We start from the raw sequence: 23,916 nt of genomic DNA, 5'->3' as shown, positions 1-23,916 counted from the left end.
AGCCTGTCCCGCCGTTATCCCCAAGCGCGATCGCCGCCGGGAGGCGCCTGCCGCGGCATGGCTAGTCCTCGCGCATCGCCAGCTCGGCGATCGCGCTTTCGGCCTCGACCAGCAGGGCGTCGTCGGCGCTGGCCCCGCTCGGCAGGGCTTCGCGGCCGATGATGACCATCAGGGGAACGGCCATCGGGGTGACTCGGGGGAGGTCGACATGGACCATCTGCGCGGCGGCCCGCTCGACCAGCCGGGCGAGCCGGCCGAGCTCGGTCATGCGGGCGCGGGCATCGTCCCAGGCGGCGTGCATGAGGAGATGCTCGGGCTCATATTTGCGGAGCACGTCGTAGATGAGATCGGTGGAGAAGCTGACCTGCTTGCCGGTCTTGCGCTTGCCCGGATGCTGGCGCTCGACCAGCCCGCCGATCACCGCCACTTCGCGGAAGGCGCGCTTCAGCAGCATGGACTGCTCGACCCAGTCGACGAACTCGCCCTCCAGGATGTCGGGGGAGAGGAGGGGCGCCGGGTCGCTGATCGGCTCGAGGCCATAGACCGACAGGGCGTAGTCGTTGGCGACGAAGCCCAGGGGCTTGAGGCCGAGCTTCTCCATCCGCTTGGTGACCAGCATGCCGAGCGACTGGTGCGCGTTCCAGCCCTCGAAGCTGTACATGATCATGTAGTGCCGGCCTTCGTGGGGGAAGGTTTCGACCAGCAGTTCGTCCGGCTGGGGAAGGCGGGAGCGGCGCTGCTGCACTTCCAGCCATTCGCGGACGTCGGCGGGGAAGCGATGCCAGTCGCCGGGATCGGACAGCATCACCTTGACCCGGTCGGCGAGGTGGGTGGTCATGCTCATCCGCTGGCCGCCATAGGTGACCAGCCGCGCCTCCCTGGCCGAGGCGCGGACGAGGATGTCGCTGTCCTTGAACTGCAGCACCTCGAGGCTGAGGCCGGCGAAGAAGATGTGGTCGCCGACGGTGAGGGTCGAGGCGAAGCCTTCCTCGACCCGGCCGAGCATGCGGCCGTTCTTGAAGCGGATGTCGAGCATCGGATTGTCGACGATGATCCCGGCGTTCATCCGGTGCTGGACGGCAATCGTCGGCCTGGTGATGCGCCAGTGGCCGGAGCCCGGCGGCTCCTCCACCAGCCGGCGGAACTTGTCGTAGGCGCGCAAGGCATAGCCGCCGGTGGCGATGTAGCTCAGCACCCGCCCGTAGATCTCGTCGGTGAGGCCCGCATAGGGGGCGGCGGAGCGGATCTCGGCGAGCAGCTCGGCCTGTTCGAACGGCGCGGCGCAGGCGCAGGCGAGGATGTGCTGGGCCAGCGTGTCGAGGGTGCCGGGACGGAAGATCTCGGGATCGAGCTCGCCGGCGTCCACCGCGTCGAGGGCGGCGCGGGCCTCGAGATATTCGAAGCGGTTGCCGGGGACGATGGTGCCGTGGCTCGGCTCGTCGAGCCGGTGGTTGGCGCGGCCGATCCGCTGAAGCAGGCGCGAGCTGCCCTTGGGCGCGCCCATCTGGATGACGAGGTCGACGTCGCCCCAGTCGATGCCGAGGTCGAGCGAGCTGGTGCAGACCAGCGCGCGGAGGCGGCCCGCGGCCATCGCCGCTTCCACCTTGCGGCGGGCCTCGAGCGCGAGGCTGCCGTGATGGACGCCGATCGGCAGGCCGGCATCGTTCACCTTCCACAGGTCCTGGAAGATGAGTTCGCACAAGCCGCGGGTGTTGCAGAAGACGAGGGTCGTCTTGTGCTTCTCGATTTCGGCCATCACCTGGCGGGCCGCGTAACGGCCGCTGTGCCCGGACCAGGGCACGCGGTTTTCGGGCAGGAGGATGTCGAGCTGCGGTTCGGCGCCCTTCTCGCCCAGCACCACGTCGACCTCGTCCATGTCGGCGTGGGGCGCGAGCCAGCTGCGGTAGGCGTCGGCATCGGCGACGGTGGCGCTGAGGCCGACCCGGCGCAGGCCCGGGGCGATCTTCTGCAGGCGGGAAAGGGCGAGGGCGAGGAGGTCGCCGCGCTTGTCGCGGGCGAAGGCGTGGATCTCGTCGAGGACGATGGTGCGCAGCCCGGCGAACAGCTGGAAGCTGTCGGGGTAGGAGAGGAGCAGCGACAGGCTTTCGGGCGTCGTCAGCAGCACCTGCGGCGGCTTCGCCCGCTGGCGTGCCTTGCGGTCCGACGGCGTGTCGCCGGTGCGCGTCTCGACCCTGATCGGAAGCGCCATCTCGCCGATCGGATCGAGCAGGTTGCGCTGGACGTCGACCGCAAGCGCCTTCAGCGGCGAGATGTAGAGGGTGTGAAGCCCTTCGGAGGGCGCCTCCACCAGTTCGCAGATGGTGGGCAGGAAGCCGGCCAGCGTCTTGCCGGCGCCGGTGCCTGCGACGAGCAGGGCATGGCGGCCGGCGCGGGCGCGATCCAGCATGGCGAGCTGGTGCCGGCGTGGCTGCCAGCCCCGGCGCTCGAACCAGCCGGAAACGACGGGAGGGAGGTCGGTCCCGTTCAGAGGCCGCTGTTGCCGTCGCGCTCGTGCATGCGCTGCTCTTCCTGGTAGAGATCGTGCGTCGCGCGTTCGGTCACTTCCGGATCGACCTTGCTCTTCTTGTTGCGGGTGAAGGCCCAGATCATGACTCCGAGCAGGAGGATCGGTCCCAGGATCGTGACCAAGGTCCAGTAGTTGACGTCGCTGCCTTCGGCCATGATGGGCTTTCCTTACTCGTTATGGCGGCGGAACCGCGCACCTGTCACCTGGGTATAAGTGCCATGGCCCGTCTCGGTTCCTGGATCGAACCCTGCCCCGAAGGCATCTACGTCCGCCCGGCCGACGCCTGGGTCGATCCCTCGCAGCCCAAGCAGCGGGCGCTGGTCACCCATGGCCATGCCGATCATGCCCGCGGCGGGCATGGCCAGGTGTGGGCGACGCCGGAGACGCTGGACATCATGGGCGTGCGCTACGGCGACCAGAATGGCTGCCCGGTCGACTATGGCCAGAGCGTCACGGTCGGCGAGGTGGAAGTGAGCTTCGTTCCCGCTGGCCATGTGCTCGGCTCGGCGCAGATCATCCTCGACTGGAAGGGCGAGCGAGTGGTGGTGTCGGGCGACTACAAGCGGCGGCCCGATCCGACCTGCGAGCCCTTCCTGCCGGTCAAGTGCGACATCTTCATCACCGAGGCGACCTTCGGCCTGCCGGTCTTCCACCATCCCGAGACGGGCGGGGAGATCGACCGGCTGCTCGCCCGGCTGGCCGACAATCCCGATCGCTGCGTGCTGGTCGGCGCCTATGCGCTGGGCAAGGCGCAGCGGGTGATCGCCGAAGCGCGGCGACGGGGCCATCGCCAGCCCATCTACTATCACGGCGCGCTCGAGCGCCTGTGCAACCTCTACATTGACCATGGCATCGACCTTGGCGAGCTCCGGCCCGTGACGGGCGCGACCAAGGCGGACATGCAGGGCCATCTCGTGCTCTGCCCGCCGGGGGCGCTCAACGACCGCTGGAGCCGGCGGCTGCCCGATCCGATCACCGCCGCGGCGTCGGGCTGGATGCGGATCCGGCAACGCGCCCGGCAGAAGAATGTCGAGCTGCCGCTGATCATCTCCGACCATGCCGACTGGGGCGAGCTGACCGACACCATCCTCGAGATCGCGCCGAAGGAGGTATGGATCACCCACGGCCGCGAGGACGCGCTGATGCACTGGTGCATGACCCGCCAGATCAAGGCGCGGGAGCTGAACCTCGTCGGCTATGACGACGACGAGGATGACGGCTGATCAGCCCTCGGCGGTGGTCGGGTCGATGATGTTGCGGACTTCCGAGATGCGGCTGGCGGGAAAGCCGCTCTTTTCCGCATGATCCTTGATCAGCTGCTCGCTCGGCGCGCGATAGACGCAGTAGATCTTGTCGTCGGTGACGTAGCTCTGCACCCACTGGATGTCGGGGCCGAGCTCCTTGATCACCGAACAGCTGTGCTGCGACGCGCCCTGGAGGTCCGCCGGCCCGAGCTGTCCGGCGCCCGGCATCTCACGCTCGATCACATATTGCGGCATTGCCCCGTTCCTCCCTGTGATGGGCTCCAGGCGCGGAAAACTGCGGCAGAATGAGGGGAGAGTCCAGACGGGCGGGACCGGGCGGCGCGCCGGTGGACGGCCGCCCGGTGACCGGCGCGCCTTACTTCTCGAAGGCGGCGGTGATCTCCAGCCGGACCTCGTCGGACACGGCCGGGACGGCATAGCCGAGGCCGAAGTCGCTGCGCTTCAGCGTTCCGGTCGCCGAGAAGCCGACAGTCGCCTTCTTGTTCATCGGATTGGTGCCGGCGCCGTGGAAGCGGGCGTTGAGGGTGATCGGCCTGGTGACCCCGCGCACGGTGAGGTCGCCGGTGATGGCCGCTGTTTCCCCGCTGACCGCCACGTTGCGCGAGACGAAGCGCGCGGTCGGGAACTTGGCGGTGTCGAACAGGTCGGCGGTCTGGAGATGCTTGGCGAAGCCGGGCGAGGTGACGGTCAGGCCCGACAGGGGAATGTCGATCTGGACGCTGGCCTCAGACGGACGGGCGGGATCGATGGCGAGCGTCCCGCTCATTCCTCCGACCATGCCGTAGAGGCGCGAGAAGCCGAAGTGGTCGACCGACCAGACGACCTGGGTGTGGTTGGCGTCAACGACATAGCTGCCGGCCGCGACCTGGCTGGCGGCGACCCGCGGGGTGGCCGGTGCCTGCGCCGCGAGCGGCGAGAAGGCGGCGGTGGCGAGACCGAGGGCGGCGGCGAGGCCGAGAAGGCGCTTGGTCATGGATGGGGCTCCCTTGTTCATGGAGCCCGTAGCTGCGGGCAAGACCGCGCCCCGGCAAGAGGGCACAATCTTGTCACTGTGGCCTGCCCAATCAGTGGTCGGCTTCGGTCCGCTCGACGCCCGACGATGCGAGCTGGCCGTCGATGACGTCGACCAGCCGCTCGAGGCCGAGCGCGTCCCTAGCCTCGGCGCGGGCGACCAGCACGTCCTGCGTGTTGGACGCGCGCAGCAGCCACCAGCCGTCGCCGGTGCTGACCCGGACGCCGTCGGTCGCATCGATCGTGGCGCCCTCGGTGGTCAGCCGGTCGCGCACTTCCTCGATCACCGCGAACTTGCGGCTCTCGTCGACCGGGAAGCGGAGCTCCGGCGTGGCGAGGCTTTCGGGCATGGCGTCGCGCAGCTCGGTCAGGCTCCTGCCCGAGGCGGCGACCGCCTCGATCAGCCGGACGCTGGCGTAGAGCGCGTCGTCGAAGCCGTACCAGCGATGCTTGAAGAAGATGTGGCCGCTCATCTCGCCGGCAAGCGGGGCGCCGGTCTCCTTCATCTTCTGCTTGATGAGGCTGTGGCCGGTCTTCCACATCAGGGGCGTGCCACCCATGTCGCCGATGCGGTCGAACAGGGTCTGGCTGGCCTTGACGTCGGCGATGATGGTGGCGCCGGGCTGCTCGTCGAGCACCGGCCCGGCGAGGATCATCAGCAGCTGGTCGCCCCAGATGACCCGGCCCTGGCCATCGACCGCGCCGATGCGGTCGCCGTCGCCGTCGAAGGCGATGCCGAAGTCGAGATTCTTCTCGCGCACGAGCGCCTTCAGATGCTCGAGGTTCTTCTCGACCGTCGGATCGGGATGGTGGTTCGGAAAGCGGCCGTCGACGTCGGTAAAGAGGGTATGGTGCTCGCCCGGAAGCTTCGCGACGAGCTTCTCCAGTGCCGGTCCGGCAGCGCCGTTGCCGGCGTCCCAGCCGATGCGGAACTCGCCGCCCTGGAAATCCTCGACGAGGCGGTCGACGTAGCGGTCGATGATGTCGACATCCTCGACCTTGCCCTGACCCTCGCTCCAGCGGCCTTCGGCGGCGCGGCTGCCGAGCGACTTGATCTGCGTGCCGAACACGGAGCCGCCCGGAAGCAGCATCTTGAACCCGTTATAGTCGGCCGGATTGTGGCTTCCGGTGATCTGGATGCCGCCATCGACGTCCAGCTCCGCCACCGCCCAGTAGAGCATGGGCGAGGGGCCCTGGCCGACACGGACGACGTCCATGCCGCCTTCGGTCAGGCCGCGGACCAGCGCTTCTTCCAGCCGCGGCGAATGTTCGCGGCCGTCGCGGCCGACGGCGAGGCGCTTGGCGCCCTGCTCGCGGCCCTCGGCGGCGAAGGTGCGCCCGAGCGCATAGGCGTCCTCCTCGTGGAGGGTGTGGCCGACGACCCCGCGGATGTCATATTCGCGGAGGATGGTGGGATGGAAGCTGTGGGTCATTACGGCGCCTGAACGGAGGGGAAGGAAGAAGGTTGCGCGCCCTTACCGCCATTCCCCAAAAAGCGAGAATCCGGCTGCTGCCCCGCCCGTCCGTCAGGCCGCCTTGGCCGCTTCCGCCCCCGGCAGGCCGAGCCCCGCCACCATTTCGCGCAGTTCCTGGCGGGCGGCGATGTGGGCGATGCCGGCGTCGCCGATCTGCTTGAGGTCGAGCAGGGTCAGGCCCTTGGGGAAGAGTTCGCGGTAGATGACGCGCTCGGACAGCCCGGGGATGACGCGGAAGCCGACCCGGCGGGCGAGCTCGTCCATGGCGGCACCGACGCGCTGCTGGTTGTGGCTGCCGATATGCTGGAGGCGGTTCCTCAGCACCACCCAGTCGACGCTCTTGCCGGCGGACTTGGCGCGGGCCGTGCGGCTGTTCCAGATCAGTTCGGCATAGAAGCTCGGGCGAGTCACCTTGAAGGTGTCGGGGTTGACCTGCCCGATGAGGTCGAGGTCGACGAAGCTGTCGTTCATCGGGGTGACCAGCGTGTCGGCCTTGAGGATGGCGGCGCGGGCGACCGGATCGTCGCGCCCGGGCGTGTCGATCACGAGGATGTCGGCATCGGCGCCGAGCGCGGCGATGGCAGCCTCCAGGGCTTCCTCGCGCTGGTCGTCGAGCACCTGGAAGGCCGGCTGCGGCAGGTCGGTCCCGGTCCGGCGGACGAAGGCGGTGCGGTTCTCGAGGTAGCGGGTGGTGGTGCGCTGGCGATGGTCGAGGTCGAGCGCGGCGACGCGGTGGCCGGCGGCGGCGAGCGCCACGGCGGTGTGGACGGCGGTGGTCGACTTGCCGGTGCCGCCCTTCTCATTGGCGAAGACGATGAAATGTGGGCTCGTCACTTGGTACCTTCCCCGCGTTGCGCGTAAGCGCCGATTTGTTCGCGCCAAGGTAAACCGGGGGATTCGAGGGTGCAAACTATCCGTGCAATGGCCGACCTGGGGGTGGCTTTGCGGCATCTGCGTGGTCCGTCGGCCACGCTGGCGCTGGTGCCGACGATGGGCGCGCTCCACGACGGGCACCTGGCGCTGATCGACGAGGCGAAGCGGCGGGCGGACCGGGTGGCGGCGACCATCTTCGTCAATCCGCTGCAGTTCAACGATCCCAAGGATCTCGAGCGCTATCCCCGGCAGGAAGAAGCGGATCTCGCCAGGCTGGAGGCGGCCGGCTGCGACCTCGTGTGGCTGCCGACGCCGGACCAGCTCTACCCGCCGGGCTTCGCCACCAATATCTCGGTGCGCGGGGTCAGCGAACGGTGGGAGGGCGAGCATCGGCCCGGCCATTTCGACGGCGTCGCGACGGTGGTCGCCAAGCTGCTGCTGGCGGTCCGGCCCGACCTTGCCATCTTCGGCGAGAAGGATTGGCAGCAACTTGCCGTCATCCGGCGGGTGGAGGCGGACCTTGGGCTTGGCGTCGCCATCCTTGGTCATCCGACGGTGCGCGAGGCGGACGGCCTTGCCATGTCGTCGCGTAACGCCCTGCTGACGGCCGACGAGCGGCGACGGGCAGTGGCGCTGCCCGAGGCCATGAGCGAGGCTGCGCGCCGAATCCTTCGCGGTGGGGAGGTTTCGGCGGCGCTCCACGAGGCACAGCGGCAGCTGCGGGCGGCGGGTTTCTCCGAAGTGGACTATCTTGCGCTGGTCGACGGCGACAGCCTCGAACCGCTTGAACGGCAAGGCGAAAACATGCGCATGCTGGCTGCCGCACGGCTCGGCAAGGTGCGCCTGATCGACAATATAGCTGTCACTTCGTAGCAACAGGTAACAGGGTAATTACCGCGTTAACCATTTGATGACCGGCACTGGGGGAGCTTGCCTGCAACAAACAGGGGAGTTCACAGAATGGCCATAAGTCAAAAAGGCGCCGAGTTTCTCATCCGCAGCCGCCTCGCCGATGCGGAGAATGGCGACGTCAATGCCCTGTTCGAGCTTGGCGTGACCTATTCGACCGGTCGCGGCGGCGTCTCGGTCGACCTGGTCGAAGCGCACAAGTGGTTCAATCTCGCGGCCCTCAACGGCTGCACCCGCGGCCAGGCATGCCGGGCCGAGATCAGCGTCGAGATGACCGCGCGCGAGATCGCCGAAGCGCAGAAGTCGGCGCGCGCGTGGCTGGCGACGACGGGTCGCACGCCCCAGCGCTACGCAGCCTGATCGTCGTCCCGGTGAAGGCCGGGACCTTGGTCAAAGTGGCGCTTCAGTAACTTCAGTCCCCGGCCCCCGCCCGAGCGACGCGATATTACCGGACCACCACCGTCACCGCGCGGCGGTTCTGGGCCCAGGCGCTCTCGTCCGAGCCGGTGGCGACCGGGCGTTCCTTGCCCCAGCTGATCGTCAGCAGCTGGTTTTCCGGCACGCCCTGCGCCATCAGGAACAGCTTGGCCGCCTGGGCGCGGCGCTCGCCGAGCGCCTGGTTATATTCGCGGGTGCCGCGTTCGTCGGCATGGCCCTCGACCGAGGCGCGCACGTTGGGATTGGCGACCAGCCACTTGGCCTGCGCCCGCAGCGTCGCCTGCGCATCCGCCGAAATGTCCGACTGGTCGGTCCCGAAATAGATGGTGTCGGAGCCGGCGGCCGCGACCAGCGCGGCCTGGCTGCCCGGAAGTTCGACCAGCCCGACCTCGTCACTGTCGACGGTGCCCTCGGTTGCGCCGGTCTGGCCGGTCTCGACCGGCGGGGTGGTCTCGACCGGCGGCTTGCGTCCGCAGGCGTTGAGGGTGAGCGCGAGGCCGAGGCTGGCGATCATCAGGGTACGGCGCATCTCATCTTCTCCTTGTCAGCGCTGCAGCGGGGACCAGCTCGGGTCCGAACCGTCCTGCGGAGTGGGCAAACGGCGGGCAGCGCCGCCGCCGACGGGAACGGCGAACAGGCTGGAGCGCCCGTCGCGGGTGAAGCGGTTGAACATGACGAACTGGCCGTTGGGCGCCCAGCTGGGTGACTCGTCCTGCCAGCCGTCGGTCAGGATCTGCTCGCCCCCGCCGTTGGCGTTCATCACGCCGATGCGGAAGGCGCCGACCCGGACGAAGGCGATGCGATCGCCGCGTGGGCTCCAGGCGGGCGAACCGGCGGGACCGCCGAAGCTGATCCGGCGCTGGTTCGAGCCGTCGGCCTGCATGACGTAGAGCTGCTGCGAGCCGGAGCGGTCGCTTTCGAACACGATCCGGCTGCCGTCCGGCGAGAAGCTCGGGCTGGTGTCGATCCCGGGCGCGGTGGTCAGCCGCTGCGGCGTTCCGCTGCCGTCGGCATTGGCGATCCAGATGTCGGTGTTGCCGCCTTCCGACCGCGCATAGGCGATGCGGCTGCCGTCGGGCGAGAAGCGCGGCGCGCTCGTCAGGGCCAGGCCGGGAACCAGCAGGCGCTTCTGGCCGGTGGCGATGTCCAGCACCCACACCCGGGCGCGACGACCAGCATAGCTGACGTAGGCGAGGCGGCGGCCGTCAGGCGAGAAGCGCGGGGTGACCACGGTCGCTTCGCCCTCGGTCAGGTAGCGCAGGTTGGCGCCGTCCGAGTCCATGATGGCGATGCGCTTGAGGCGGCGGGTCTTGGGGCCCGTCTCGGCGACGAACACGACGCGCGTGTCGAGGAAGCCGCCTTCGCCGGTCAGCCGCGAATAGATGGCGTCGGCGCACTTGTTGGCGGCGCGACGCCAGTTGTCGGTGGTGACGGCGAAGCCCTGCCGGAGCAGTTCGCGGCCGGCGCCGACGTCGTAGAGGTAGCAGCCGACGGTGATCTGTCCGGGACCGCTCTGGCGGACGAAGCCGGTGACCAGCTGGTTGGCGCCGAGCCCCCGCCACTCGCCGAAGCCGGGCGCGCCGGCCTGGGCGACGCTGTAGTTTGGCAATCCGCCCGGCCCGAGCGGGGCGAAGCGGCCGCTGGTGCGCAGGCCCGAGGCGATCACCCCGGCGATGTTGCGGCCTAGCGCCAACTCGACACCGCTTTCGACCGGCATCGGCGGAACGGCGATGGAGATGGCGCTGCTGACCCCGCCGCTGGTGACTTCCACGTCGACCGGCGGGGGGTCGTCCTGCTGGGCGGCGGCGGGCGTGGCCACCAGGGCGGTCATCGCCAACAGGAACTTACGCAGCATCATCAATCCTCATTTCGCGGCATAGGTCAGGTTGATGTTGCCCCAGCCACCTTGCGGGGTGCTGTACAGCTCCGCCGGCAGGCGCAAGGGCGAGCAGGCGCGGAAGACCGCCACGGCCTGGTCGTAGGCGAGGTCCTCGAACCGCTGATTGTCGTCATCGACACCGGACGTGCGGACCAGCGACGGCGGCCGCGACAGGCGACCGGCGCGGTCGAGCCTCAGGTTGACGGTGACGCGGATGCGGTCGGCGCCCGGGCCGAGGGTCGGCTGGCGGTTGGCACAGGGCTGGATCTGCCGCTTGATGGCGCTGTCGACGCTTGCCTTGGCGGCAGCGCTGAAGATGGCGGCGCCCTGCCTCGCCGGGCGCGGTGACAGGTCCAAGTCGGGGTTCGGAATGCCCCTGAGGAAATCATCGCCGAGCCGCGACTGGCGGGGCGGAGCGGGGCGGGCCGGCGCCGGTCGCGCCTGGGCGGGCGCGGGACGGGCTGGCGCCGGTCGCGCCCGGGCCGGCGCCGGCCGGGCCTGCGGTGGAGCGGGCCGATTGGGCAGGGGCCGGGCGACTGGTGCCGGGGTCGGGCGGACAATGGGTTGCGGCGGGGGCGGCGTGAGCGCGGGCGCCGGTTGCGGCTCGGGTGGAGCGGGGGCCTGGTCGGCCGGCGCGGGCGCTTCGGCAGCGGGCGGCGGGGTCGCGGGCGTGGGCGCGGCGGCGGTCAGCGCGACCTCGTCGCTGTCGACGAACTCGACCTCCACGGCGGGCGGCTCCGGCACCTTGGGCATGGTGGCGAGGCTGGTGGTCAGCGCCACGACCAGGGCAACGTGGAGCAGCAGGGCGACGCCCGTGCCCTGCGCCTCACCGCGATCCAGCTTCACGGGGCACCCTCGCTGGTGCTGACCAGCGCGACGCGGTTGAGGCCGGCGCGATTGAGTTCGCCCATCACGCGCATGACCCGGCCGTAATCGAGCGCGCGATCGGCCCGGAGATAGATTCGGCGCCCTTCCGCCGGGGCGGGCTCGGCGGCGATGGCGGAGAGGCGCTGGGGCAGCGCAGCCTCGGCGACCGGCGTCTCGTCGATGAAGATGCGGCCCTCGCCGTCGAGGCTGACCTGGACCGGCTGCACCTGGCTGTCGAGCGGCGCCGCGCGGCTCTCGGGCAGGTCGACCGGGACGCCGGCGACGAGCAAGGGCGCGGTGACCATGAAGATGATCAGCAGCACCAGCATGACGTCGACCAGCGGGGTGACGTTGATCTCGGCCATGGGCGCGCGCCTGCCGCCCCGCCGCCTGCCGCCGCCGACTGACGCGCCCATCAGCCCTCGCGCTCCAGCTCGCGGCTCAAGGTGGCGTGGAAGCGGTCGGCGAAGCGGTTCAGCCGCGCTTCCAGCCGGTCGAGGCCATGGGTCAGGCGATTGTAGGCGATCAGCGCCGGGATGGCCGCGAACAGGCCGATGGCGGTGGCGAACAGGGCTTCGGCGATGCCCGGGGCGACGACGGCCAGCGACGTGTTGTTGGCGCCCGCAATGGCGGTGAAGCTGCGCATGATTCCCCAGACGGTGCCGAACAGCCCGATGAAGGGCGCGCTGCTGGCAACCGTGGCGAGGATGTTGAGGCGATCGGACAGGCGGTCGAGCTCACCTTCGACCTCGGCGCCCATCACCGTCGTCAGCCGCTCGCGCGCGCCGCTGCGGTCATTGCCGGGAAGGGCGACCGAGCGCCGCCATTCCTTGAGGCCGGCGGTGACGATCCGGGCCGAAGGGACGTCCTCCGAACCGCGCGCCTGGTGAAAGGCGTCGATGTCCTTGGCCGCCCAGAAGTCCCGCTCCCAGGCGCTGCTGTCGCGGTTGATCTTCTTCAGCCGGCTGGCGTGGGAGATGATGATCCCCCAGGTCCAGACGCTGGCCAGCAGCAGCCCGATCATCACCGCCTTCACCACCACGTCGGCGTGGAGGAAGAGGGCAAGCGGGCTCATCATGTCGGCGGGCGCACCCGTCATTCTACATCCTTCTGCTGGGACCTGATCGCCTCGAAGCGCGCGACCCAATCCCGCGGCTGGCGCGTCGGCCGTCCGTCGGGTGTCAGGAACGCGGCGGTGATCCGCCCCTCGGCGCAAAGTTCGTCGCCGCGCATGACTCGCTGCTGAATGCGGACCGAGGCGGCGCGGACTTCCTCCAGCGTCGAGACGATGACGAGGTCGTCGCCGAGCTTGGCCGGACGGACGTAGCGGACGTGGGCCTCGGCCACGGCGTAGACGCCGGTGCCGGCCTCGAGCGCGCCGCGCTGGTCGACCTCGGCCGCCCGCAGCATGTCCGAGCGCGCCCGCTCCATGAACTTCAGATAGTTGGCGTAATAGACGATGCCGGCGGTGTCGGTGTCCTCGAAATAGACCGTCAGCGCGAAGCGATGCTTCGGCCCGTCGAAGCCGCCGCGGTAGGGCTGGTCATAGGGTGACGCCATGGGCGCAGGCTCTAGCGGCGAGCGAGTCGCCGCGGCAACCCCGAACGACCGTTCTAGCGCGCCACCGCTTCCACCAGACGGATCAGGTCGCCCTGCGGCGCCGACATGTCGGCAAGGTGCATGCCCCAGCCGGGGATGAACAGTCCGCCGATGCCGACCTCGCCGCCGATGCGGTCGGTCCACTTGGCGCCGGGGGTCACGTTGGTGCGGATCTCGAGATAGCCGCGCGGACCGTCATTGACGCAGCGGCCGGACGCCAGCCCCTCGGTGCGGAGGAAGGGCGTCGGCGGCGTGCCGTCGGTCGACCAGCGGATCGGCCCGCCCGGCACCGGCAGGTTGCTGCGCGCCGTCCAATAGCTGTCGAGGCTGGCCCAGTTCCGCGATCCCAGCGCCGCCGGATTGGTGCAGGCGACGGTCATGCCATTGCCCGCCGCATGGCCGAACAGCGCGCCGGGGGGCGGCGGATTGTTGGTGCGGTAGCTGACATAGGTGACGACGCAGCCGCGCTGGCCGGGTTTCGTGCAGAGAGGCGTCGACTTGAAGGTGCCGCCGGTGAGCTTGCCTTCGGGAACCAGCGTGTTGAACCCCGGAATGATCGCCAGCGCCATCTGCCGTGCGGCGGGCTTGCCTTCGACCTCCTCGGCGATGAGGCGCTGCAGCAGCCAGCTGCCCTGGCTGTGGCCGACCAGCACGAACGGCCGCCCGCCCGAGCGGGTCGCAAGGAAGTTGCGGAAGGCCGCGCGGACGTCGCCATAGGCGATGTTGAACCAGGGCGCCGGGTCGCGGCCGAGCGCCGCCGCGCCGATCGCGCTGGTGGTCATCTGCCGGTAGAGGGGCGCGAAGGTCCGGCATACGCTGCCGAAGCGCGCGAACTGGCTCATCGCCGCGCCATTTTCCAGGTCAGCGGTGAGGTCGCTGTTGAAGCCCTTGTCCTGGCTGACGGTCGGATAGACGTAGAAACAGTCGAGCTTCGGGCTGGCGGCCGGCCGGGCCAGACCGGTCGAGCCATAGCCGTTCCGGGTCAGCGCCGTCGTCGGCAGCGGGGTGGCGCAGACGTCCTTACGGCCCGGCAGGCACAGCCAGCTGGCGGCGGTGCGGTAATCGGGCGCGGCGGCCGGTGCCGGCTGCGCGGGCGCGGCCTGGGCGGCGAGAAGGGAGGCAAGCAGAAGCGACATGGATACTCCCTAGTCGAACAGGCCGTTGGCAGTGCCGGCCGGCGGGGTCAGGCCAAGATGGGTCCAGGCCTTGCCGTTGAGGCAGCGCCCGCGTGCGGTGCGGGCGATGAGGCCGAGCTGAATGAGATAGGGCTCGATCACGTCCTCGATCGTGTCCCGCGGTTCGCTGAGGCCGGCGGCGAGCGTCTCCACCCCGACGGGCCCGCCGCCATAAAGGTCGGCGATCATGGTCAGGTAGCGGCGGTCCATCGCGTCGAGGCCGAGTGCGTCGATCTCCAGCCGGCTGAGCGCCCGGTCGGCGGTCGGGGCATCGATGCTGTCGCTCCCGGCCGCATGGGCGAAGTCGCGCACCCGGCGAAGGAGGCGCCCGGCAATCCGCGGCGTGCCCCGGCTGCGGCGGGCGATCTCGTGCGCGCCATCCTCAGTGACGGGTGCGCCGAGCAGGCTGGCGGCACGGCGCACCACCAGCTCCAGCTCGCCGACCGTGTAGAAGTTGAGACGGACCGGAATTCCGAACCGGTCCCTCAGCGGCGTCGTCAGCAGCCCCTGCCGGGTGGTCGCGCCGACCAGGGTGAACCGCGGCAGGTCGATCCGCACCGAGCGCGCGGACGGACCTTCGCCGATGACAAGGTCGAGCGCGCGGTCCTCCATCGCCGGATAGAGCACTTCCTCGACCGCCGGATTGAGCCGGTGGATCTCGTCGATGAACAGGACATCGCCGTCTTCAAGGTTGGTGAGCAGGGCCGCAAGGTCGCCCGACTTGGCGATCACCGGCCCCGAGGTCGCCCGGAAGCCGACCCCCATCTCGCGCGCGACGATCTGCGCCAGCGTGGTCTTGCCGAGCCCCGGCGGGCCGAAGAAGAGCACATGGTCGAGCGCTTCCTGGCGCGCCTTGGCGGCGGCGATGAACACCCGGAGGTTTTCCCGCGCCGCCTGCTGCCCGACGAACTCGTCCAGCCGCTTCGGCCGAAGCGCGGCATCCACGTCCTCGGACGTGCGCTCGGGCGTGGTGATGCGATCGGGGTCGGGGGTCATCAGCCGATATGCTCCACGCCGTCGCCGGTGATGTCCACCCAGCAGTGCTTGCGTTCTTCAAAGATGGAGATGGTCGGGGTGAGTTCGAAGGGGTCGTCGAGGGCGCCGAGGGGAAGGGCGGTCATGCCGGGCAGGTTGATTGTCCGGAAGAAGACCGTCGCGCCGCATTCCGGGCAGAAGTGGAAATCGGCCGGATTGCCGCTCTCGGCGATGCGGACGTAGACGGCCGAGCGGCCCTCCAACCTCACCATCTCGTCCGGCCAGCGTGCCTGGACCGAGAAGGCGCTGCCGGTCCGCCTCTTGCAGGCGAGGCAATGGCAGACCGACACCCGCACCGGCTCACCGCCGAGAACGATCGCGCGGAGCTGGCCGCAGGAACAGGAAGCGACGGGGTGGCTCATTTCGCCGCCTTCCGCAGGGCCAGCCTGACGAGGGCGTCGAGGGTGGCGTCGGGGCCGAGTTCCTCGGCGGCGGCGGCGACGGCCTGGCTTGCCTCGACCGGCTTGAAGCCGAGGTTGGCGAGGGCGGAGAGGGCGTCGTTGGTGGCGCCGCCGGCCGGCTTGCCGCTGGCACTGGGCCCGAGCGCCGCCGGAAGGCCGAGCTTGCCCTGGAGTTCGAGCGCGATGCGCTGGGCAAGCTTGGGGCCGACGCCGCTCGCCCGGGCGATCATCGCCTTGTCGCCGGCCGAGACCGCACGGGCAAGCTCGTCGGGCGAGAGGATCGAGAGGATCGCCAGCGCCAGCCGCCCGCCGACGCCCTGCACGCTGGTCAGTTGCCGGAACGCCTCCCGCTCGGCCGCCGAGCCGAAGGCGAACAGGGTCATGCTGTCTTCGCGGACCTGAAGCTCGGTCAGCAGGACGACGTCGCCGCCGACCGCGGGCAGGGCGGTGAGCGTCTTGCCGCTTGCCAGCACGACATAGCCGACCCCGCGCACGTCGATGACCGCGCTGTCGGTGGAAAGTTCGGCGAGGGTGCCGGCGAGGCGGGCGATCATGGGCGGAGTGGTAGCGGCTCAACATGCGGTTCGTCGAGACGGCTCGGATGATCCTTCGGCGCATACAAGAACCATGGTATGTTGGTGCCATCCTGTTGATGAGTCGCCGGGGGCGGGGCCAGAGCCAGGAGATTCCGATGTCCAATTTAGTGACCAGCGACGGGACGAGCATTTTCTACAAGGACTGGGGTCCGAAGGACGCGCAGCCGATCGTCTTCCATCACGGCTGGCCGCTCAGCGCGGACGATTGGGACGCGCAGATGATGTTCTTCCTCGATCAGGGCTTCCGGGTGATTGCCCACGACCGGCGCGGGCACGGCCGCTCCAGCCAGACCGATCACGGCAATGAGATGGACACTTATGCTGCCGATCTGATCGAGCTTGCTGCGAAGCTCGACCTCAGGGACGCGGTGCATGTCGGTCATTCGACCGGCGGCGGCGAGGTTGTCCATTATGTCGCGCGAGCGGAGCCTGGACGGGTCGCGAAGGCGGCCATCCTCGGGGCCGTGCCGCCGCAGATGGTGAAGACCGATGACAACCCCGGCGGCATCCCGATCGAGGCGTTCGACGGCTATCGTGCGGGCGTCGCCGCCAATCGCGCGCAGATCTTCCTCGATGTCGCGTCCGGCCCATTCTATGGCTTCAACCGGGAGGGCGTCGAACCGATCGACGGCGTGATCCGCAACTGGTGGCGGCAGGGCATGCAGGGTGGGATCAAGGCCCAGTATGACTGCATCAAGGCCTTCTCGGAGACCGACTTCAGCGACGACCTGCGGGCAATCGAGGTGCCCGTTCTGGTCCTGCACGGAGACGACGACCAGATCGTGCCCTACGCCAATGCGGCGCTGCGTGCGATCAAGCTGCTGAAGAACGGGCGCCTGAAGATCTATCCGGGCTTCCCGCATGGCATGGCGACGACCCACGCCGATACCATCAACGCCGACCTGCTGGCCTTCATCCGCGGGGAAGAGGTTGGCGAAGCGGCGAGCGAGCGGGAAGAAGCGCTCGCCTGAGCCTCAGCCGAGGCGCCTCGCCGTGGCCAGATGATGCGCATGAGTAATGGCCACGGCGAGCGCGTCGGCCGCGTCCTCGCCGGCGATCCTGACGCCTGGAAGCAGCAGGCCGACCATCGAATGGACCTGGTCCTTGGACGCTCCGCCGGTGCCGACCACCGCCTTCTTCACCAGGCTTGGCGCATATTCGCCGACGTCCAGCCCGGCCTTGCCCATGCCAGCCAGTACGACCCCGCGCGCCTGAGCGAGCTTGAGGGTCGAGGCAGGGTTCTTGTTGACGAACACCTCCTCGGCCGCCGCCGCGTCCGGGCGGTGTTCGGCGATGATCGCATCCACCGTCCGGGCAATCTCGGCCAGCCGCCGCGCAAGGTCGGCGCTGGCAGCCGTCTTGATCTGCCCATTGGCCACATGGGTAAGCCGATTGCCCTCGGCGCGAACGATTCCCCAGCCGGTCGAGGAAAGGGACGGGTCGAGGCCCAGGATGATCAGGCGAGGCTCTCCGCGACTTCGTCGCTGATCTCGTAATTGCCCCACACCGTCTGGACGTCATCGTCGTCCTCGAGCGTGTCGATGAGCTTCATCAGGCTCGACGCATCGTCGGCGCCGACATCGACCGAGGTCGAGGGCTTCCAGGCGAGCTTGACCGTCTGGGCTTCGCCGAGCTGCGCCTCGAGCGCCTTGGCAACGTCGTGCATGCCGTCGATGCCGGTCCAGATGCGGTGGCCCTCATCGTCGCTCTCGACGTCATCGGCGCCGGCTTCGATCGCCGCTTCGAGCACCTTGTCGGCGTCGCCCGCCTTGCCGTCATATTCGATCAGGCCGAGCCGTTCGAAGCCGTGGCTGACCGAGCCCGACGCGCCGAGGTTGCCGCCGTTCTTGGAGAAGGCCGTGCGGACGTTGGTCGCGGTGCGGTTGCGATTGTCGGACAGGGCTTCGACGATCAGCGCGACTCCGCCCGGGCCGAAGCCCTCGTAGCGGATCTCTTCATAAGCCTCGGTGTCACCGGTCGAGGCCTTGTCGATCGCTCGCTGGATATTGTCCTTGGGCATCGACTGCGCCTTGGCGGCGAGGACCGCCGCGCGCAGCCGCGGGTTCATGTCGGGATCCGGCAGCCCCATCTTGGCCGCGACGGTTATCTCCCTCGAAAGCTTGGAGAACATCGCCGAGCGCTTCTTGTCCTGAGCGCCCTTGCGATGCATGATATTCTTGAATTTGCTATGGCCGGCCATGGGTGTCCCGCTTGATTGTCGCCAGCGCCTCTAGCCAGCTTGGCCGTCCGGCTCAATCGCGACGAGTGGGGACTAGAGCTTCACGGCGGTGCCGCAGACGCAGACCATCAGCATCGAGCCCGACTTGCCGATCACCTCATAGTCGAAGTCGACCGCGAGGATGGCGTCGGCGCCGAGGCGGCGGGCGGAGGCTTCCATTTCCTGCATCGCCTGGGCGCGCGCTTCCTGGATCGAGGATTCATAGGCGCCCGAGCGGCCGCCGAAGAAGTCGCTGACCGACGCGAACACGTCCTTGATGATGTTGGCGCCGACGATCACCTCGCCACCCACAAGGCCGAGATAGTCGCGGACCGGGCGGCCTTCGAGGGTCGAGGTGGTGGTGATGATCATGCGCTTGCTCCCCTGCTTCGCGGTGACCTTAGGCAGAGCGACGGGGTCGCGAAAGGTCCTATCAGCGCCTCCGGGCGGGAGACCGTCGCCGGCAAGCGGCGGCGATCTCCCCTCGACTCAAACGAACAGCCAGGAGTCGCCGGAGAGCTGATGGACGGCCGGAGCAGTGCCACCCCCGTCGACCATGAAGCCCTGTGTGCCGATCGTCTCGGGCGCATAGGCGCCGGTCTGGACGCCGGCCAGGGACGACAGGCCGAGCAGGGTGACCGAGCCGCCGCCGGTCAGGGCGAGACGGAGGTCGGCGACGCCATCACTGTTCCAGTCACCGGACTGGGTCGAGCGGATGCCGATATTGTCGAACAGCAACTTGTCGTTGGCGACGTCGAAGTCGGTGATGATGTCGTTGCCTGCCTTGGCGCCGAACACGAAACTGTCGCGACCGGCGCCGCCCTCGAGCAGATCGTCGCCGAGCCCGCCCAGCAGCGTGTCATTGCCGCGGCCGCCCACCAGGCAATCGTCGCCGGCCCCGCCATCGAGGCGGTCGTGGCCGTCGAGGCCGAACAGCCGGTCGCCGCCATTGTTGCCGGCGATGCGATCCTCGCCCCCGGTGCCGGTCAGGCTGTCATTGCCGTTGGCGCCGCCCGCCACGATGCCGTCGGCGATTCCCGTGACCGAGACGCTGACGGTTGCCGTGCTGGTGAGGCCGTCGGCATCCGCCACCGTGTAGGTGAAGCTGTCCACCGCCCGGGCGCCGGGCGCGAGCGCGTCGAAGGCGTCATTGTCGGCGACGTAGCGGAGGCTCTGGCTCACCGGATCGAAGATCAGGCTGCCGAGGGCCGGGCCGGTCACCGACGTGATGGTGAGCGCGTCGCCTACATCAGGGTCGCCGTCGTTGCCGGTCAGCAATGCCCACAGATTGTCGCTGGTCGCATCCTCGTCGACGGCGATGGAGTCCTCCGCCGCGACCGGGGCCTCGTTGACGTCCCCGACCGTCACGGTGACCTCGTTCTGCGAGCTGAGGCCGGCGCTGTCAGTGACGCTGGCAACGAGCACGAAGCTGGCGTCCGCTTCATGATCCAGCAGCCTGGCCGTGCGGACGATGCCCGTGACGGGATCGACGACGAAGCGGCCATCGGCATCGTCGACCAGAGCATAGACGAGCGTGTCGCCCGGCGTGTCGGTCGCCGACAAGGTGCCGACGACGGTGCCGACCGGCAAGTTCTCGTCGACCACGCCATCGCTCAGCACCAGGTCGTGCGGGGTGATGGCGATCCGGAGCAGCGCAAGCTGCGGGTCGTGGTCGGTCGGCCGTTCGCCGGTGAACTCGGCATTGATGTGCACCGCGTCGTAGCGGGCACCGGAAAGCAGGCCGCCGGTCGCCAGCATGTTGTCGATCAGCTGCGAATTGCCGTCGAACACGTAGGAATAGCGCTCCTCCTCTGGCAGCAGGTCGGCGAGGTTGGTGAAGACGCCGCCGTCGGTGAGCTGGGTCTGCGCCCGTTCGAACGAGAAGCCGTTCCAGTCGCCGAGCAGAACGAACTGCTGCGTCGAGTCTTCGGCGAGGATGTCGAAGACATAGTCCCCGACCGCCGCCGCCTGCGCGATCCGCGAGGCATCGCCGCCATCGGCCGGCGGCTGCGCGTCGCCCCACAGCGGGTCGGAGCCGAGGCGCGAGGTGAAGTGCACGTTGATGGTGCTGAACTCCTGCCCGTTGAACGACCAGGTCGCGATCAGCGGCTTGCGCGAGCCGGCGAAGGCGGGATCGTCGAGCAGGGACAGGCTGCCGTCGACCAGGCTGACCCGGTCGGACAGGTAGAGATAGCCGTTGCGGATGTTGCCGCCCGGCTCGCCGCCGGTCGATCCGGCGCGGTCCGGCGCGATCTCGACATAGGTGTAGACGAGGCCGCTCTCCGCATAGATGGCGTCGATCAGCCCCTGGACGTTGCTCGCGCCCGACAGGTTGCTGCCGTTGCCCGCGCCGTCAGCGTCCTGGACTTCCTGCACCGCGAGGATGTCGGGTGCACGAAGGCTGTAGACGATGTCGTTGGCGAGCAGGTCGTACTTGCCGTCCGACGCGTCCAGGTTCTCGAGATTGTAGGTGGCGATGCTGACGTGGTTCGCGTCCCCGGCGAGGACCGTGTCGTCGTCGCCGACCGTGCGGTCGGTGGTGACCGCGGCCGTCTCGGTCGCGAGCAGCTCGTAGCGTTCGAAGCTGTAGTTGATGACGCCGGTCACCGACCCGAGCAGGTCGCCGGTGCTGAGCTGCGGCTGGGCGGCCAGCCGGTCGTCGAGCTGGATCTTCTCGGGATTATAGTCCCCAGCGCTGATGGTGATGCCGCCGCGATCGTTGATCCCGGTCGCGCCGGCGCCGGCCGAGGCGACGATATCGACTTCCCCATATTCGTTGCTGTTGGAGACGACGACCGGCTGGTCGACCGTCACCCGCATGCCTTCGAGCGACTCCCAGAAATCGATCCCGTCCGTCTCCGGGTTGAAGAGGGCAAGACCGTCGCTGTCGATGCTTTCGGTCGGGGGCAGGATTCCGCCGGTGCCGATCGTCACCGCCGCCGGAAGGGCGTTGCCGCTCGACAGGACCGAAATGGACGAGGCGGTCACCTGGGTCACCGACAGTCCGGTGGCGCTCGGCTTGTACTCGCCGACGACACCGGTCAGCTCCAGCGCGTCGCCGACCGCGACGGATGGCGGCGTGGTGGTGCGGATGAAGATTGCGTCCGACGTCCGGGCGTTGCCGTCGCCGGCGGGGTCCTGGAGGTAGAAGCCGGTCGAATCCACCGCCGTGACGATGCCGCCGGTGATCACCGGCTGGCCGACATAGGCCGACTGATGGGCTTCGCCCTGGATCTCCATGATGGTGCGCGCGACCGGATCGTCGTTGAGGATGACCCCGAGCGCATTGTCGTCGACCACCACGGCATTGCCGGTGACGTCGCCGAGGCGGACGAGGAAGCCTTCGTTGTTCTCGCCCAACGTGTCGGCGGCGACCTCCAGCCGGATGGTCTTGGTGAACTCGCCCGGTGCGAAGGTCACGATGCCGCTGGCAGGGGTTCCCGCAGCAAGGTCATCGGTCGAGGCTGAGGTGCCGAAGTCGAGGCTCCAGGCGACGCTCGCCTCACTCGCAAAGCCGCCTGAGCGGGTGACGGTGAAGACGATCGGCGTGGTGCCGGCATTGCCTTCGACCACCGCCGCATCGGCGATTCGGATGCGGCCCTGGTCGGTTCCGGACAGGAAGGTCTGGCCCTCGTTGGCGCCGCCATTGGTCGACGAGACATTATAGCTCCAGCTGAAGTCGCCGTAGCTCGACCCGGTGCCGGTCAGCTGCAGGCTGGTGCCGAGGGGCGCCTGCTCCTGGAACACGCCGATGTCGGTCGACGTGAGGCCGTTGGCCGGGCCGCCGACCGCGGTCATCGTGCCTTCGTAGCTCAGGAACTGTACCACGCGGCCGAACGGGTCGACCAGGGCGATGCCGTCCGGCGAACCGTTCTGGATGCCGTTCGAGGGATAGGAGACGGAGCGGAAGCCAAAGCCGTTGGCGCTGTCGGCGAGCATTCCGGACAGCTTCTGCGTGCCGTAGGGGGCGCCGCCGTTGCCGTTGTAGAGGACGACGCTCCAGCCGGTCAGATCCGTGCCGGCGAGACCGGTCAGATCGATGAACTCGCCCGTGTCGGTGCCCGCCGGATCATAGTTGATCTCGTTGATGAAGACGTTGGCGACGGGCGGGAGGTCGTCGTTGGCGATGGTGCCGGTGGCGGTGCCATCGCCGATGGTCGCGCCGCCGCTCGGCGCAGTGAGCTGAACGGAGAAGGTCTCGCCGTTTTCGCCGACACGGTCGCCGGCCACGGGCACGCGGATGGTCGCGCTGGTCTCGCCAGCAGCGAAGCTGACGGTGCCGGCAAGCGGGCTGCCGAGGTCCGCTGCCGTGGCGGTGCCGTCAAGCAGGACGCTCCAGTCGGCCGAGACGGCGCCGTCGCTGCCGCCGGCGCGGGTGACGGTGAACAGCATGTCGGCACTGCCGTCGTCACCTTCGACGAGGGTCGCGTCGCCGATCGAGAGGATGCCGGGGGCGGCTTCGGTGAATGCGTTGCTGACGACCGAGATGTCGTCGATCCCGATCCACTCGTCGCTGCCCGAAGCGTTGGTGGTGATGATTCGGATCTGCAGTTCGGCCGCATTGTTGGCGGCGGCGGGCAGGGTGACGCTCACGGCGGTGCTGGCGGTGGCGAGGCCGGGCCCGGTCGAGGCGTCGGCGATCGACCCCGCGGGAACGGTGATCCATGTCCCGCTGTCGCCGATCCGGTACTGGACGGCGAGCGGCTGGACCGCATTGTCGCCGCTGCCGTCGATGTCGCGCGCGATAAAGCTGAGGGTGATGTTCTCCCGCCCGCTCGCGTCCAGGTAGAGGGCAAGGTACGGGGCGCCGGCCGTTCCGGACCCCTGCAGGGCGACGGTCGGGTCGGCGATCCGGAACTCGGCCACGCCGCCGCTGGTGTTGGTGTTGGGATTGGTCTGGTTGGCGATGACGTCGACGTCGATGCTGTCGCCGGTGACCGTGGCCGGATTTACGCCGGTCGACGAGCCGACCATGCCATTGCCGAGATAGCCCACGATGCTGGCGACCTTGCTCCAGTCATCGTTGCCGGTGATGAGCGCGTCGTCGCTCCAGTCCTGGAAGAAGTTGCCGTTGCTCAGCCGGAAATAGGTCTTGCCCACACTCTACCCCTGAAATGCGCACCCGCCGTCGCCGGCCGCCCCCATGGCGGCAGGTGGAGTTCGTCGCGATGCTCGGATATCCCGTCGCGGCCTTGGCCCGGCTTGGTTACAAGTTACTGACACTAATGCATTGATTTGGCAGCAGCAGTGGGTCGGCTAGCCGCTAGCGGCCCGGAACGGCGGCAAGATCCGCCGGCTCCATGCGTGACGCCACGCATGGAGCCGGGTCAGCCGCCGATCTTCGCTGGGCTCGAGGCCGTCCTAATGGAGGCCGAGCGCGTTGCGATAGGTCTCGAGCAGGGCATCGGCCTCGTCGCGGGCGTGCTTTTCCATCTTCCTGAGGCCGACCACCTTACGCATCGTCTTGGTGTCGTAGCCATTGGCCTTGGCTTCGGCGTAGACATCCTTGATGTCGTCGGCGACGCCCTTCTTCTCTTCCTCGAGCCGCTCGATGCGCTCGATGAACAGGCGCAACTGGTCGGCCGCGACGTTGCCGTCGGACATGAATCATCCTCCCCGGTGAATAGGTATGCGCGGGGGGCCTTAGA

25 protein-coding genes are annotated in these 23,916 nt (G+C 68.8%); 4 read left to right on the top strand and 21 right to left on the bottom strand.

What is annotated here, in order from left to right; translation table 11 throughout:
* Nucleotides 1–61 precede the first annotated feature (61 nt).
* Entirely contained in the window at nucleotides 62–2,488 is a 2,427-nt protein-coding gene (locus JOY29_RS08040) for a ligase-associated DNA damage response DEXH box helicase (protein ID WP_300975508.1), read from the bottom strand.
* On the bottom strand, nucleotides 2,485–2,682 hold the full coding sequence (locus JOY29_RS08035) for a hypothetical protein (RefSeq protein WP_300973010.1): 198 nt from the start codon (nucleotides 2,680–2,682) through the stop codon (nucleotides 2,485–2,487). The genes JOY29_RS08040 and JOY29_RS08035 overlap by 4 nt, the downstream gene beginning before the upstream one ends.
* Nucleotides 2,683–2,745: 63 nt before the next feature.
* Between JOY29_RS08035 and JOY29_RS08030 the strand changes: the two genes are divergently transcribed.
* Nucleotides 2,746–3,750, top strand: a complete 1,005-nt coding sequence (locus JOY29_RS08030) for a ligase-associated DNA damage response exonuclease (protein WP_300973009.1) — start codon at nucleotides 2,746–2,748, stop codon at nucleotides 3,748–3,750.
* On the opposite strand, the gene JOY29_RS08025 is transcribed toward JOY29_RS08030, so the two are convergent.
* From JOY29_RS08025 to JOY29_RS08010, 4 genes are all read right to left on the bottom strand, one after another.
* Complete coding sequence (locus tag JOY29_RS08025) at nucleotides 3,751–4,026, bottom strand: DUF4242 domain-containing protein (RefSeq protein ID WP_300973008.1); 276 nt, start codon at nucleotides 4,024–4,026, stop codon at nucleotides 3,751–3,753.
* Between the two features lie 121 nt (nucleotides 4,027–4,147).
* A complete protein-coding gene (locus JOY29_RS08020) occupies nucleotides 4,148–4,765 on the bottom strand; it encodes a YceI family protein (RefSeq protein WP_300973007.1) in 618 nt (205 codons plus the stop codon).
* Between the two features lie 91 nt (nucleotides 4,766–4,856).
* Nucleotides 4,857–6,236 carry a phosphoglucomutase/phosphomannomutase PgmG gene (gene pgmG / locus JOY29_RS08015; protein WP_300973006.1) on the bottom strand — a complete coding sequence of 460 codons (1,380 nt, stop codon included), beginning with the start codon at nucleotides 6,234–6,236 and terminating at the stop codon, nucleotides 4,857–4,859.
* 93 nt (nucleotides 6,237–6,329) lie between these two features.
* Complete coding sequence (locus JOY29_RS08010; RefSeq protein WP_300973005.1) at nucleotides 6,330–7,112, bottom strand: division plane positioning ATPase MipZ; 783 nt, start codon at nucleotides 7,110–7,112, stop codon at nucleotides 6,330–6,332.
* A gap of 69 nt (nucleotides 7,113–7,181) precedes the next feature.
* Between JOY29_RS08010 and panC the strand changes: the two genes are divergently transcribed.
* Entirely contained in the window at nucleotides 7,182–8,024 is an 843-nt protein-coding gene (panC, locus tag JOY29_RS08005; protein WP_300973004.1) for a pantoate--beta-alanine ligase, read from the top strand.
* 87 nt (nucleotides 8,025–8,111) lie between these two features.
* The gene (locus JOY29_RS08000; protein WP_300973003.1) at nucleotides 8,112–8,420 is read left to right on the top strand and encodes a hypothetical protein; all 309 of its coding nucleotides are present in this window, start codon (nucleotides 8,112–8,114) and stop codon (nucleotides 8,418–8,420) included.
* 85 nt (nucleotides 8,421–8,505) lie between these two features.
* On the opposite strand, the gene pal is transcribed toward JOY29_RS08000, so the two are convergent.
* Genes pal through ruvA form a run of 10 tightly spaced genes read right to left on the bottom strand, consistent with a single transcriptional unit; the run spans nucleotide 8,506 to nucleotide 16,008 of the window.
* Complete coding sequence (gene pal, locus JOY29_RS07995; RefSeq protein ID WP_300973002.1) at nucleotides 8,506–9,027, bottom strand: peptidoglycan-associated lipoprotein Pal; 522 nt, start codon at nucleotides 9,025–9,027, stop codon at nucleotides 8,506–8,508.
* Nucleotides 9,028–9,042: 15 nt separating this feature from the next.
* Nucleotides 9,043–10,353, bottom strand: coding sequence for a Tol-Pal system beta propeller repeat protein TolB (tolB, locus tag JOY29_RS07990; RefSeq protein ID WP_300975507.1), 1,311 nt, complete (start codon nucleotides 10,351–10,353; stop codon nucleotides 9,043–9,045).
* 9 nt (nucleotides 10,354–10,362) lie between these two features.
* A complete protein-coding gene (locus JOY29_RS07985) occupies nucleotides 10,363–11,223 on the bottom strand; it encodes a cell envelope biogenesis protein TolA (RefSeq protein WP_300973001.1) in 861 nt (286 codons plus the stop codon).
* The gene (tolR, locus tag JOY29_RS07980) at nucleotides 11,220–11,609 is read right to left on the bottom strand and encodes a protein TolR (protein WP_300973000.1); all 390 of its coding nucleotides are present in this window, start codon (nucleotides 11,607–11,609) and stop codon (nucleotides 11,220–11,222) included. The genes JOY29_RS07985 and tolR overlap by 4 nt, the downstream gene beginning before the upstream one ends.
* A 50-nt stretch (nucleotides 11,610–11,659) precedes the next feature.
* Nucleotides 11,660–12,343 (bottom strand): protein TolQ, encoded by a 684-nt coding sequence (gene tolQ / locus JOY29_RS07975; protein ID WP_300972999.1) that lies wholly within the window; start codon nucleotides 12,341–12,343, stop codon nucleotides 11,660–11,662.
* Nucleotides 12,340–12,804: a YbgC/FadM family acyl-CoA thioesterase gene (locus JOY29_RS07970; protein WP_300972998.1), complete on the bottom strand. Its 465-nt coding sequence runs from the start codon at nucleotides 12,802–12,804 to the stop codon at nucleotides 12,340–12,342. The genes tolQ and JOY29_RS07970 overlap by 4 nt, the downstream gene beginning before the upstream one ends.
* A gap of 53 nt (nucleotides 12,805–12,857) precedes the next feature.
* Nucleotides 12,858–13,979, bottom strand: coding sequence for a DUF3089 domain-containing protein (locus JOY29_RS07965; protein WP_300972997.1), 1,122 nt, complete (start codon nucleotides 13,977–13,979; stop codon nucleotides 12,858–12,860).
* Between the two features lie 9 nt (nucleotides 13,980–13,988).
* Complete coding sequence (gene ruvB, locus JOY29_RS07960) at nucleotides 13,989–15,014, bottom strand: Holliday junction branch migration DNA helicase RuvB (protein ID WP_300972995.1); 1,026 nt, start codon at nucleotides 15,012–15,014, stop codon at nucleotides 13,989–13,991.
* Nucleotides 15,014–15,415, bottom strand: coding sequence for a GFA family protein (locus tag JOY29_RS07955; RefSeq protein ID WP_300972994.1), 402 nt, complete (start codon nucleotides 15,413–15,415; stop codon nucleotides 15,014–15,016). The genes ruvB and JOY29_RS07955 overlap by 1 nt, the downstream gene beginning before the upstream one ends.
* Entirely contained in the window at nucleotides 15,412–16,008 is a 597-nt protein-coding gene (gene ruvA, locus JOY29_RS07950) for a Holliday junction branch migration protein RuvA (RefSeq protein WP_300972993.1), read from the bottom strand. The genes JOY29_RS07955 and ruvA overlap by 4 nt, the downstream gene beginning before the upstream one ends.
* Before the next feature lie 137 nt (nucleotides 16,009–16,145).
* On the opposite strand from ruvA, the gene JOY29_RS07945 reads away from it, so the two are divergent.
* Nucleotides 16,146–17,021 carry an alpha/beta hydrolase gene (locus tag JOY29_RS07945; RefSeq protein ID WP_300972992.1) on the top strand — a complete coding sequence of 292 codons (876 nt, stop codon included), beginning with the start codon at nucleotides 16,146–16,148 and terminating at the stop codon, nucleotides 17,019–17,021.
* Nucleotides 17,022–17,024: 3 nt separating this feature from the next.
* Here JOY29_RS07945 and ruvC read toward each other — a convergent pair whose 3' ends face one another.
* The 5 genes from ruvC to JOY29_RS07920 form a co-directional block, all read right to left on the bottom strand.
* Entirely contained in the window at nucleotides 17,025–17,510 is a 486-nt protein-coding gene (gene ruvC, locus JOY29_RS07940) for a crossover junction endodeoxyribonuclease RuvC (protein WP_300975506.1), read from the bottom strand.
* Nucleotides 17,507–18,250 (bottom strand): YebC/PmpR family DNA-binding transcriptional regulator, encoded by a 744-nt coding sequence (locus tag JOY29_RS07935; protein ID WP_300972991.1) that lies wholly within the window; start codon nucleotides 18,248–18,250, stop codon nucleotides 17,507–17,509. The genes ruvC and JOY29_RS07935 overlap by 4 nt, the downstream gene beginning before the upstream one ends.
* A 72-nt stretch (nucleotides 18,251–18,322) precedes the next feature.
* Complete coding sequence (locus JOY29_RS07930; protein WP_300972990.1) at nucleotides 18,323–18,640, bottom strand: YbjQ family protein; 318 nt, start codon at nucleotides 18,638–18,640, stop codon at nucleotides 18,323–18,325.
* 117 nt (nucleotides 18,641–18,757) lie between these two features.
* Nucleotides 18,758–23,368 carry a Calx-beta domain-containing protein gene (locus JOY29_RS07925; RefSeq protein WP_300972989.1) on the bottom strand — a complete coding sequence of 1,537 codons (4,611 nt, stop codon included), beginning with the start codon at nucleotides 23,366–23,368 and terminating at the stop codon, nucleotides 18,758–18,760.
* Between the two features lie 261 nt (nucleotides 23,369–23,629).
* Nucleotides 23,630–23,872: a DUF2312 domain-containing protein gene (locus JOY29_RS07920; protein WP_029941961.1), complete on the bottom strand. Its 243-nt coding sequence runs from the start codon at nucleotides 23,870–23,872 to the stop codon at nucleotides 23,630–23,632.
* Nucleotides 23,873–23,916: the final 44 nt, after the last annotated feature.

Source organism: Sphingomonas sp. LHG3406-1, from assembly GCF_029637485.1.
Taxonomy (GTDB): Bacteria; Pseudomonadota; Alphaproteobacteria; order Sphingomonadales; family Sphingomonadaceae; genus Sphingomicrobium.
Note: the sequence above shows the minus strand (reverse complement) of the source record. Positions and strands in the feature narration are given on the sequence as shown.